General features: G+C 38.8%; 12 protein-coding genes. 5 read left to right on the top strand and 7 right to left on the bottom strand.

Features of this window, described 5'->3' with window-relative positions; genetic code table 11:
* The first annotated feature begins 160 nt into the window (after positions 1-160).
* The 5 genes from JIV24_RS04855 (at position 161) to JIV24_RS04835 (ending at position 3,058) form a co-directional block, all read left to right on the top strand.
* Positions 161-865 (top strand): 2-C-methyl-D-erythritol 4-phosphate cytidylyltransferase, encoded by a 705-nt coding sequence (locus tag JIV24_RS04855; RefSeq protein WP_200463887.1) that lies wholly within the window; start codon positions 161-163, stop codon positions 863-865.
* 337 nt (positions 866-1,202) lie between these two features.
* Entirely contained in the window at positions 1,203-1,583 is a 381-nt protein-coding gene (locus tag JIV24_RS22620) for a formylglycine-generating enzyme family protein (RefSeq protein ID WP_200463886.1), read from the top strand.
* Positions 1,534-1,914, top strand: a complete 381-nt coding sequence (locus JIV24_RS22615; protein WP_200463885.1) for a formylglycine-generating enzyme family protein — start codon at positions 1,534-1,536, stop codon at positions 1,912-1,914. The genes JIV24_RS22620 and JIV24_RS22615 overlap by 50 nt, the downstream gene beginning before the upstream one ends.
* 10 nt (positions 1,915-1,924) lie before the next feature.
* Entirely contained in the window at positions 1,925-2,329 is a 405-nt protein-coding gene (locus JIV24_RS04840; RefSeq protein ID WP_200463884.1) for a hypothetical protein, read from the top strand.
* A gap of 39 nt (positions 2,330-2,368) precedes the next feature.
* A complete protein-coding gene (locus tag JIV24_RS04835) occupies positions 2,369-3,058 on the top strand; it encodes a hypothetical protein (RefSeq protein WP_200463883.1) in 690 nt (229 codons plus the stop codon).
* 182 nt (positions 3,059-3,240) lie between these two features.
* Here the strand turns inward: JIV24_RS04835 and ahcY are convergent, their stop codons facing one another.
* The 7 genes from ahcY to JIV24_RS04800 all read right to left on the bottom strand — a co-directional run bounded on the left by ahcY (position 3,241) and on the right by JIV24_RS04800 (position 11,319).
* Positions 3,241-4,644, bottom strand: coding sequence for an adenosylhomocysteinase (ahcY, locus tag JIV24_RS04830; RefSeq protein WP_200463882.1), 1,404 nt, complete (start codon positions 4,642-4,644; stop codon positions 3,241-3,243).
* A 117-nt stretch (positions 4,645-4,761) separates the two neighbouring features.
* Positions 4,762-5,697 carry a bifunctional riboflavin kinase/FAD synthetase gene (locus JIV24_RS04825; protein WP_289047979.1) on the bottom strand — a complete coding sequence of 312 codons (936 nt, stop codon included), beginning with the start codon at positions 5,695-5,697 and terminating at the stop codon, positions 4,762-4,764.
* 343 nt (positions 5,698-6,040) lie between these two features.
* Positions 6,041-6,784 (bottom strand): LytR/AlgR family response regulator transcription factor, encoded by a 744-nt coding sequence (locus JIV24_RS04820; RefSeq protein WP_200463881.1) that lies wholly within the window; start codon positions 6,782-6,784, stop codon positions 6,041-6,043.
* Between the two features lie 136 nt (positions 6,785-6,920).
* Positions 6,921-7,967, bottom strand: a complete 1,047-nt coding sequence (locus JIV24_RS04815) for a sensor histidine kinase (protein ID WP_200463880.1) — start codon at positions 7,965-7,967, stop codon at positions 6,921-6,923.
* A gap of 383 nt (positions 7,968-8,350) precedes the next feature.
* The gene (locus tag JIV24_RS04810; RefSeq protein WP_200463879.1) at positions 8,351-9,052 is read right to left on the bottom strand and encodes a LiaF transmembrane domain-containing protein; all 702 of its coding nucleotides are present in this window, start codon (positions 9,050-9,052) and stop codon (positions 8,351-8,353) included.
* A gap of 585 nt (positions 9,053-9,637) precedes the next feature.
* The gene (locus JIV24_RS04805) at positions 9,638-9,784 is read right to left on the bottom strand and encodes a hypothetical protein (protein WP_200463878.1); all 147 of its coding nucleotides are present in this window, start codon (positions 9,782-9,784) and stop codon (positions 9,638-9,640) included.
* A 200-nt stretch (positions 9,785-9,984) separates the two neighbouring features.
* Positions 9,985-11,319 (bottom strand): serine hydrolase domain-containing protein, encoded by a 1,335-nt coding sequence (locus JIV24_RS04800; protein ID WP_200463877.1) that lies wholly within the window; start codon positions 11,317-11,319, stop codon positions 9,985-9,987.
* Positions 11,320-11,371 lie beyond the last annotated feature (52 nt).

The raw sequence follows: 11,371 nt of genomic DNA, 5'->3' as shown, positions 1-11,371 counted from the left end.
TCACTTAGCATTCCCTGCAAACCCTTGTTAACTAAGAAATCCATGAGATAGGCATCTGTATTATGGGGTAACTCCAAAGCTCTTTTCTCTTGTGTTATTAGTAAACACACCTTAAATTTGAAGCAGGGAGAAAATTAAAAAACGTTTACCCAATGAACGAATGACAAATTATGCTGTAATTGTAGCCGGTGGTAGCGGCACACGAATGGGAAGTTCGGTTCCTAAACAATTTCTAAAAATCAATGACCTGCCGGTCTTGATGCACACGATTAAGACCTTCCAACAATTTGACACCCAGATGAAACTAATTCTGGTATTGCCCGAAAGTCAGATTGACTATTGGCAACAGCTATGTGAAGAGCATCAGTTCGATGCAAAACATCAAATAGCTAAAGGTGGTTCAACACGTTTTGAAAGTGTCAAAAACGGTCTGTCTTTAATTACTGAAACGGCTCTTATTGGTATTCACGATGGCGTTCGTCCTTTTGTATCACCCAATACTTTAAAACGCTGTTATCATCATGCCCAGGCTTTAGGGAACGCGATACCTGTTTTAGATGCTTTTGAATCCATTCGTCAGCTTAATGATGATTGCAGCAAAGCAATAGATCGCTCAAGTATTAAACTGGTACAAACACCCCAGGTATTTCATTCTGACCAGTTAATGGCGGCCTATAATCAGGACTATGACTCCTTGTTTACCGACGATGCATCGGTTGTGGAAGCCTACGGCAAAACGATTCATTTGGTAGCAGGTAATCGTGAAAATATTAAGATCACTACACCTTTTGACCTCGTTCTTGCCGAAGCATTTATCAAGGCAGGCTTTGAAGAAATGGAGGATGAGGACGAGCTGGAGATTTAGCATCCCAATCCGATTACTTTTCCTCCCAATTGGAATAAAAACTATCCCAACACTGATACAAGTTGCCCCCATCCTAACTTAAATAGCCCCCAACACGGCCATAATATGCCACGAACGGCTTCATACTGCCCCCAATTGGGTGAATATATATACAGGGCGAAACACTATCAGTACAGGACAATAAAAAATGGGCAAATTTCGCGCTTAAGCCAAGTTCGACATCAAATTAATTGACAGCGCTAGGGCTAAAAGAATACCAGCCAATAAAATAAATGTGCCTCTACTATTTAGGCTTGCTCATTCTTTCTATATTTATACCATAACCAAATCAACTACAATGAAATATCTACTAATTATACTCATCCTTCTTGTTGGTATAAACTGCCACTCACAACCAATTCCTGAAGGCATGAGTCTGATTAAAGGCGGCGAATTTAAAATGGGGAAAGACTATAAAGAGAATCTAAACCCTGCAAGTCCGGCTCATGTTGTAAAGCTTAACTCCTTTTATATAGATGTCAATGAAGTCACCAATGCTGAATATTTGGCATTTTGTACAGAAACCGGTCATCGATTGCCTGAGTTTTGGAACACTGACGTATTCAGAAGTGGAGAACAATATCCGGATTATCCGGTAGTGGGCGTTTCATATGGCGATGCATTAAAATATGCCGAATGGGCTGGAAAACGTTTGCCTACAGAAGCCGAATGGGAATAAGTGGGAATATGAGAAGGATAAAACAAAACCCAATGGTTGGATTAACCTCATCCACCCGGTTGGCACACATAGTAAAGCAAATGCATACGGTATTCATGACATGGCAGGCAACGCCTGGGAATGGGTAGCCGACAAATATTCTCCTGATTATTATGCCAAATGTGAATATGAGAATCCTCAAGGTCCGAAAGAAGGATTCGGAAGGGTCATCAGAGGGGGCAGCTGGCATTCAGGGCCAATGTGCAAACGCGTATTCTATCGTAAGGGCTTAAGTCCGGGTTGGTGTTACTTTGCCGTAGGATTTCGATGTGTAAAAGACTGTAAAAACTAAGGCTAGCAATATGATCAAACACAAAGTTTTTGAAACAACCATTCAAGGAAAAAACCATAATGAATTATTGGCAAAGTTTAAAAGCCATGCACTACTTCAAAGTGCTATCCTTACCAGAAACACTTATAAGCTGCAGTTAAAGATATCGTCAAGCCCAATACTTATTGTGAATACCGATATTCAACTGATAGAAAGAAAAATGATGACAGAGATAAGTGTTTTTGCAGATATGACTAAACCACTGCTAATAGCTATTATTGTTGGCTTATTGGCTGCAACTGTATCATATTTGGTAAACTTTAGTTATGCCACAAGTGTTTATACACTTGTTCTTTCTCCATTTGTTTTCTTTATGTTACGAAATCAGGTCAAAAAAGAAGTTCAAAAAACGATCGTAAGAATAATAAATTCCTGACGATAGAAATGTCATGCATATTTAATCAAACACACACATATGAAATTTTCAGGCAGCTGCCTATTGGCAACCTTAACAATCTTCTTAGTCTGCACAACGGGGTTTTCGCAGGATAAGCTTATTAAAACCAGCAATGACACAATTAATTGCGTCATAAAAGAAATTGGTGATTTAGAAATTAAGTATTCTAATCCAGATGTTAGCGAAACCATACTATTTGGCATTGATAAATCAGACGTAGCTAAAGTAATATTGGCCAATGGTAAAGTCCTGACTTTTACAAAGTCTATATCTAACCCAGCTAATTATGCCGACAACCATAAAAACATAATTAAGGTTAATTTTCTGTCTCCACTCTTTAATAGTCTTAAAATGAGCTACGAAAGAAGTATAAGGCCAGGAAGAAGTTTTGAAACAACACTGGGAATAATTGGTGTGGGAAATGATATATACGAGGCCGATGAAAAAGGAGCTTTTATTAAAATCGGTTTGAAATATATTAAAAGCCCTGATTATTATCTAAGAGGTCAACGATATGCCCACATATTAAAAGGCACTTATATCAGACCCGAAATCGCATTTTCATATTATTCATATGATTATCATGTAGATGATATGTTTTACTCTTCAGACAAAGAAAGAAAGACAAATGCCATGTTTGGAATACTACTAAACTTTGGTAAACAATGGGTAATCGATAACGGATTTATTGTCGACACCTTTGTTTGAGTAGGATACGGCTTTGGAAATAATAACGATGACTTTGGCTCTCACAAAGCGTTCATAGGAGGTATTGATACCTTTCCATTAGCAATTTCTGGAGGAATCAGAATTGGTTGGTGTTTCTAGTCAAGCATCAAAAAAGCCGCTTTCAATTATGAAAGCGGCTTTCCTATATCATTAAATACTTTCTAGTATCTATAGTGTTCTGGCTTATATGGGCCATCAGGATTAATACCAATGTATTCAGCCTGCTCATCTGTTAAGCGAGTTAATTTTACACCTAATTGCTCAAGGTGTAAACGTGCCACTTCTTCGTCCAAATGTTTTGGTAAAGTGTACACACCCACTTCATAATCGTTCTTCCAGATTTCAATCTGAGCCAATACCTGGTTTGTAAATGAGTTACTCATTACAAAACTTGGGTGACCTGTAGCATTACCAAGATTAACTAAACGACCACGAGACAATAAGATGATGCTATGCCCTTCTGGGAATTCGAATTGATCCACCTGAGGCTTAATGTTAATTTCCTTAATACCCGGGTAATTCTCCAATTTCTCAACCTGAATCTCATTATCGAAGTGACCAATGTTACAAACAATCGTCTGGTCTTTCATGGCAGCCATGTGCTCAATGGTGATCACATCTTTGTTACCAGTGGTAGTTACCACAATGTTCGCTTCAGGTAAAGCAGCTTCAACAGTTGATACTTCGTAACCTTCCATAGCCGCCTGAAGCGCACAAATCGGGTCAATCTCAGTAACAATTACACGGGCTCCGAAGCCACGCATACTTTGCGCACAACCTTTACCTACATCACCATACCCGCAAACCACAACTGTTTTACCAGCTACCATTACGTCAGTTCCGCGCTTGATACCATCCGCTAAACTTTCGCGACATCCGTACAGGTTATCAAACTTCGACTTTGTTACCGAGTCATTGACATTGATAGCAGGGAACATCAATTCGCCACGCTCCATCATTTGGTACAAACGGTGAACACCTGTTGTTGTTTCTTCACTTACACCTTTAATGTCATCAGCGACTTTCTTCCAACGCTGAGGATCTTCATTGAAGGTACGCTTAACCAAAGCGATCAATTCACGATAATCCTCACCTTCAGCTGAGTAGTCAGCATCAAGGAAAGAAGCGTCAACTAAAGCCTCAGCACCTTTATGAATCATTAAAGTAGCATCGCCACCATCGTCAACAATCATTTCAGGACCTAAGCCATCGCCAAAGTTTAATGCTTTCTCGGTACACCACCAGTACTCTTCCAAAGTTTCACCTTTCCAGGCAAACACAGGTACACCAGCTTCTGCAATTGCAGCAGCAGCATGATCTTGGGTGCTGTAAATGTTACAACTACACCAGCGCACATCGGCACCCAACTCAACTAATGTTTCAATTAACACAGCCGTTTGAATAGTCATGTGTAATGAACCCATGATGCGTGCACCTTTTAAAGGTTTCTGAGCACCATACTTTGCACGAAGTGCCATTAATCCGGGCATCTCCTTTTCGGCAATTAAAATCTCTTTTCTTCCGTAATCAGCTAAACTCAGGTCAGCTACTTTATAATCAGCCATAACTGTTATTTTATTTTCTTGTTGTTTTTTATTCAAAAAGGACTACAAAAGTAGTAAAAATGTTTTAAAGCTGACAGCTATTAGCTATTAGCTTCTAGCTATTTGCAGAATGATTTGTTATGACTGTGCAACAATCCCACGTATGGTTTCTTCATCCCTTTTAAGCTGTGCTTTTAATGCATCAACATTGGCAAATTTTTGTTCATCACGAACACGTTGTATGAATCTTAACTCAATCTCTTCTGAATAGATGTCGTGGTTAAAATCAAAAATATGTACTTCCAGTGAGCGATGATCAACATTGTGATTGACAGTAGGTCGATAGCCGATATTTAGCATCCCGCCATAATCCTTTCCTTCCACTCGCACTTTAACAGCATATACACCATCGGGCGGAATCAGTTTATAAGGCTCTTCCACTTCAACATTAGCTGTTGGGTAACCGATACGGCGTCCTAATTGCTGGCCACCAACAACACGTCCTGAAATGGTAAATTGATAGCCCAATATTTTATTGGCTGCCTCCATCTCTCCAGATAAAAGGTGATTTCGTATATCGGTAGAGCTGGTTTGCATACCATCAGTTAAGACGGCCTCAACCATCGATATTGAGAAATTATACTTTTTGGCAAACCCTTGATATTCTTCAAAATTGTGCTGACGTCCTTTACCAAAACGGTGATTATACCCAACCATTAAATGGAAAATGCTCAGCTTATCAATAAGAATCTGCTTAATAAACTCTTCGGCTGTGAGCTCGGCCAACTCTAATGAGAATGGGATAAGTACCAAATGATCAATGCCTATTTCGGCAAATAGTTTTGTTCGCTCTTCGGGTGATGTTAAAAAGCGAAGTTTGTCAGCATCTTGCTTCAGTACCATGCGTGGATGAGGCCAAAAGGTAATCACCACTGATTCTCCACCAACAGCTTTAGCTTGATCGCTTAATTGCCCTAAAAGCACGCGGTGACCAGTGTGTACACCATCAAACATACCAATGGTAATAACTGGCTTTTGCGCCTTAAAAGTTGAAAAATCGGAGTGTACTTTCACAAATTAAATTTTTCGCAAAAATACTAATAAGACATAAGATTATAGACTAAAGACATAAGATTTATTGGTGCACTAATTCCGATTGTTTAATGACTTTAGCGTTAAGTTCGCCAACCCAGTAATTCGATTCATTAATATTTCGGTATTAAACCAAATGCAAATACCATTATATAATTGGGATTATAAGGTAAATATTCCTCTAAACTAAAATCCCCCACTCCCTTCGGGTATCTCTCCTTGGGGAGAGTATCAAAAGGTACTTATCTTCCCCTTGGGGAAGTGCCTTCAGGCGATGGGGGGCCGTGAAGACCACATCTTACGGTTTTGTATCTTAATTATTTAATCAAAAATCCATCTGCTCTTTCAACTTTTTGTATCCCGTTCGACTAACCTTTAGTTTGCACTCCGGATTAATGATAGCCAGGTAAGTATCTTTATCGTATGGCTCTAAGCCATTTATTTTATCAACATTAACAATGAAACTTCGATGAATACGAATAAACTGTTCTGATGGCAAATGCTCCTCAAAGTACTTCATCGTCTTTGATTTAAGAAAATGACCTGTTTCGGCATATAACATTACATAGTCATCTTGCGCTTCAATGTATAACAACTTATCTAAGTCAATCACCTCAAGCTTTGTCCCTTTCTTTACCACGATGCGTTCCAGCACTTCACTTTTGGCTTCCTGCATCTGCTCAATCTGTTGCTGATTTGATTCTTCTCCTGATTGGAGTTTACCTAGCACTTTGCTTACCGCGTCATCAAAGCGTTTTTCATCAAAAGGCTTCAACAGGTAATCGACCGCATTAAGTTCAAAGGCCTTAAGAGCATACTGGTCATAAGCAGTTGTAAACACCACCTGAACTGGTTCGTCAATCACTTCCAGCAATTCTAAACCGGTTACCTTCGGCATCTGTATATCAAGAAACAATATATGAGGCTGGTGCTCTTTGATGGCTTTGATGGCTTCAAAACCATTGCCATATTCACCTGCAATTTCAATATTTGTATGTTTTTTCAGATAAGCCTGAATGATGCTTCGTGCCGGCGGCTCATCGTCAATAATTAGTGCTTTATAGGTCATAGTTTATTTGTCTTATAAGGACTTTAATTACATCTGCTTCATATACTTCGTAAATACATTTGGTGCTTAAACCAAACCCGACTTACTTATAAGCTTGAACTAAAAGCCCAGGAAAAAAGTTCAAGTAAGCGCAAGACTATATTTGAGGTAAACGGATCAGTACTTCAAAATAGTGATTCTCTTTGTTGATTGTCAACAAATCAGAGCGGTTATAGATCAGATGCAGTCGATTTCGAACGTTATCGAGACCTACACCAGCCCCTTTTCGCTGCACGTTGTCGTCTTCATAGTTGTTAATGATACTTAGCTCCAGTTCGTTATCTATCAGACGGCAATAGGTTCTGATATTAACCGGTTCAATACTTTCGTAAACACCATGTTTTACGGCATTCTCAAATAGTGGTTGCAGAATCAGTACAGGCACCTTTTTATCCTTGCATTCATTTGGTATTTCCAATTCGCACAAGAGGCGATCACCAAAGCGTACTTTTTCAATTTCGAGATAACGGGCAATGTTTTTTAATTCATCCCGAAGGGGTAGTAATGCATCTTCATTTTTCTTTAACGAGTAGCGCATAAACTCCGACAGCTTATTAATCATCGTTCGTGCAGCATCGGGTTCTGTAATGGTTAATGAACTAACACTATTCAGGCTATTGAATAAAAAATGAGGATTCAGCTGCGACTTAAGGGCATTAAGTTCGGTCTCGCGCAAAAGGCGGTTCATGGTTTCGTGCTGACGATTCTTTTCTTCCAGCTCATTGTAAAAAATAAGCATGTAATAAATCATCACGAAAATCATAAAAATAAGGCCACCTACTGTCGCTCGTATGATTAATGCATTTCGATCAAACAGTTCAGTAATTATTTCTACGGAGAAGATTAACTCTAAGAACTGGTAACCCAAGAACAGCCACAAAAACACAATGATAGAACCCACTACCAGTATTTGAATGGCCACACTTAGCTTTCCTTTTGTGCGGTCGCCATAGAAAATAGGGAACCAAATACTAAGACCCAAAAAGAACATCAACACAGTGAATGTCAGGCTATCAATAATGGCTGGCTCAAGTGGTAATTCGTAAATAATGACATTTAATGTGGCATGAACAGCACACACAATTAACCATACCAGGGCATATAACTTTAGTATACGTAATTCGGAAACAATCGGGTGATTCATGGTTATAATGATTAATGTACAATGGTTAGTGATTAATGGTTAGTGATTAATGGTTAATGGATATGTCATTTAATCATTGACCATTAACAATTAATCATTTACAATTGACCATTATTAACCTGAGTTCGATTTAAATTTTAAAACTCAGATTGAAATAAAAAGCTGATAAACAAGGAATAATTTTATTGGAATAGTGAACTATTGCAATGAAATTTGACGCAGTATATCAGTTTTTTATTCAAAGGTTAGTAATTCCACTTACAAACAGCAATTTTCTTCGCGTAAACGCCTCAAATTAGCCCGCTATTCTTTCGCCAATATACACTTGAAACTTACTATCTGTAAGCGTTCTGAGTTCAAAATTTCACGTCGAACTAAGGTTATTAGATACTTCTTATTTCGCCACCGCCAAATACACATGCCCCTTTTATAATTAGGGTTTTAGCAGGGTCATTGGGTGTTTCTGAGAAGAAATTACGCTTATCGGCAAAACCACCAAAGATTGAAACCACCTCCGATTTTACATTCCAATCACGGGGAACCACAATTTTAGTACCGCCAAATATCATGGCAATATCCAATACAGCACCTTCTGGTGAAAGATGACAACGATCCATATACACCTCGCCACCGCCGAAAATAGCCGTTACTTTTCCACCTTTAAAATTCTTTGATTCTACCTGAGTGACACCTCCACCAAAAATATCTACTTCATCGATATATTCATTGGTATTAGCATTACCTCGTTGACCTGGCAGCATTTCTTTTCTTTTAAAGTAGAAAGTAACACCGGCCAAAATTAGAAATGCCGGCCAAAACTTAAATACATCTCTAAAGCTTAAGCCCTCAATAATGTGCGGAGCCATAAAAACGCCACCAATAGCAAGTGTTACAATAGCTGCCGAATATTGCTTTCGTAGCAGATTGAAAACACCAACAGCTATTAGTATCATTGGCCAACGGAAAATAACATCTCCAATTTGATAGGGTATATAGCCCAAATTATCTAATAATAATGTGGCTCCAATAATAATTAAAAAGGATCCCAGCACCCCTCGCTTGTTATGATTTCTTACTTCGTTCATAATTATATCGTTTTAAGTATTAACTAATGATGATGCTAAAGTAAGCGACATAAGCATTGCTTAAAACACAAATTCGGCGAATTGCGGAATAAGACCGATGAATTGCGAAAAAGATGACCGCTTAAATTATTCGTCGATAAATGGCATCATATCTCACGTTAGCGCAGAATTACAAATGCCTCATAAGGTCTTATACCAATATTACATTGAAGTGAGCCTTGTTTTTTCGTTCTTTTTTACCTAAGCTTCGTTGAAAAATATCACCGTAGCTAAGGCTATGCCTCAATTTTTCGCCTTGCCTAATCAAAATATATTCGAAAAAATTAAAGCTCATTCCAAAATAAAATTGGTATTAGTCTTTCACATTTCTGCGAATAATATATCGATAACACATATTTAGCCAGACATATCGATTTTTCGTTTCCACGGGAAAAAACTTTAACCCGGATTATGTATTAGAACATCGAAATGAGGAATGAAAATGCAAACAATCAAGGACTTGTTGAGACGATACATAGCACCGCTATGGTGAGTCGAAGCAAGTTAGTTTACGCCTTGATTGGCAGTAGTTTCATTACGTAATAGTTAAGCTAATGCATATTGCGGGTTTAACAAACGCTTCACCAACAACCATGCGCGTACGTGCATGCCTTCACTTTTTGAAAAAACAAGCCGTGCACGTAAGTGCATGAGCCCACTTATCCAGAAAACACGCTTTGCACGATCGTGCATGACTCCTTTTTTTCATAAGAGAGCCTTTACACGTTTATGCATGAGGCGTATTTTCAAAAAAACAGGCTTTGCACGTTTGTGCATAATGTTCAATCGACTTCCTTACTCCTGTCCTCAGCTAGCGCAGAAAAAGGATGTCGTTTGATGTTAATAATCAATCAATATGCACTATTTTGAAATTGGGAGTACTTCCATTTATTTTATTTGAAAAATTGCATCATGCCACTTAATAAAGAATTGTAATCAAACTCTTCTGCTGATGAATTAAGTCCGACCACCACCATGTTTTTCGAAGGAATAATAGTTACGCGCTGACCACGATAGCCGTTAAAAAAATAAACATCTGCCGGCATATCCGGGATATTTATTTGGGAAGCATTGAGCCAGACCTGAGCACCATACTTACCAAGGGAGCAGCTTGCTGGAGTGGTGCTGTACTTTACCCACCACTCAGGTAGTATTTGTTCTCCTAACCAATTTCCATTATTAAGATAAAGCATACCAAAACGAGCCCAGTCACGCGCCGAGCAATAAGCATATGACGAACCTACAAAAGTACCGGCAGCATCTGTTTCAATGATACTATTCTGCATGCCAATCTTATTAAAAAGTGCTTTTTGCGGGAATTGATAATAGCTTTGGTAATCATCAAAACAAGAACGAATCAGGCCGGAAATAATATTTGTGGTACCTGATGAATACCGCCATACCGAATCAGGAAGTGACTCAAGTTTAAACGCTGATGCATATTGATACATGTCGCCTTTGGTATACAACATCTCAGACACATCAGACAAACTGGTTTTGGAATAATCTTCGTTCCAAGCCAGGCCACTACTCATCTGTAGCAGATTATTCAGAGTGATATTGTTTCGTTCATCATCTTTCCACTCTTCTAACAAGGCCGCGTCATCAATGGCGAGCTTACCCTCCTTAACGAGTATTCCCGTTAGGGCCGCGGTGATTGATTTGGTCATGCTCCAGCCCAGGAGTGGTGTGAATTCATCTATCCCATCGGCATATTTCTCGGTAATCAACTGTCCATCTTTCACTACAACCAGGGCCCTGGTTGTTTTCTCGAATTTCTGGTCTATAAAGCGTTCCAGCCCTACTATATCTATCCCTGCAGGCAATGTATCGGTAATTGCATTACCCTGAGGCCATGGCAGTGTATCATTATTAATCCCCGGTAAGGCTACCCGCCCATTTATCTCACTATAACCATCCGTATAAAGGGTCGCACCTACTTCATCTTTGTAAGCAGCAGTTTGTAATACGAAACCCAGGAGCGTACTTTTTACTGTTTTGGCTTTATAATCAATCGTATTCACCACCTTATTAAAAGGAAAAGCAGTCAACTCCCTTTGTTCAACTTTTTGTTGGGATAAACCTTCAACAAATACGCCGGAACAAAGCATTTTGGCTGAATAGCCTGTGGCTCCACGAAGAAGAGGATATAGCATAAAACCCATAGTAATAAAGATAACTACCATGGTTAATACAAACCATTTTAAAAATTGTTTAAAACCTTTCATGAAGATGATTTTTAAGTGACAAGCACTCAAAAATAAAAATTATCTCTATTAA

It is taken from the genome of Carboxylicivirga marina (genome assembly GCF_016612505.1).
GTDB lineage: Bacteria > Bacteroidota > Bacteroidia > Bacteroidales > Marinilabiliaceae > Carboxylicivirga > Carboxylicivirga marina.
Note: the sequence above shows the minus strand (reverse complement) of the source record. Positions and strands in the feature narration are given on the sequence as shown.

Bases quoted from the DNA above. Each gene is read 5' to 3' on its own strand.
- JIV24_RS04805 (WP_200463878.1), bottom strand. From the start codon at position 9,784: ATGCACGATCGTGCAAAGCGTGTTTTCTGGATAAGTGGGCTCATGCAC.
- JIV24_RS04820 (WP_200463881.1), bottom strand. From the start codon at position 6,784: ATGACCTATAAAGCACTAATTATTGACGATGAGCCGCCGGCACGAAGC.
- JIV24_RS04855 (WP_200463887.1), top strand. From the start codon at position 161: ATGACAAATTATGCTGTAATTGTAGCCGGTGGTAGCGGCACACGAATG.
- JIV24_RS04810 (WP_200463879.1), bottom strand. From the start codon at position 9,052: ATGAACGAAGTAAGAAATCATAACAAGCGAGGGGTGCTGGGATCCTTT.
- ahcY (WP_200463882.1), bottom strand. From the start codon at position 4,644: ATGGCTGATTATAAAGTAGCTGACCTGAGTTTAGCTGATTACGGAAGA.
- JIV24_RS22615 (WP_200463885.1), top strand. From the start codon at position 1,534: ATGCCGAATGGGCTGGAAAACGTTTGCCTACAGAAGCCGAATGGGAAT.
- JIV24_RS22620 (WP_200463886.1), top strand. From the start codon at position 1,203: ATGAAATATCTACTAATTATACTCATCCTTCTTGTTGGTATAAACTGC.
- JIV24_RS04840 (WP_200463884.1), top strand. From the start codon at position 1,925: ATGATCAAACACAAAGTTTTTGAAACAACCATTCAAGGAAAAAACCAT.
- JIV24_RS04800 (WP_200463877.1), bottom strand. From the start codon at position 11,319: ATGAAAGGTTTTAAACAATTTTTAAAATGGTTTGTATTAACCATGGTA.
- JIV24_RS04815 (WP_200463880.1), bottom strand. From the start codon at position 7,967: ATGAATCACCCGATTGTTTCCGAATTACGTATACTAAAGTTATATGCC.
- JIV24_RS04835 (WP_200463883.1), top strand. From the start codon at position 2,369: ATGAAATTTTCAGGCAGCTGCCTATTGGCAACCTTAACAATCTTCTTA.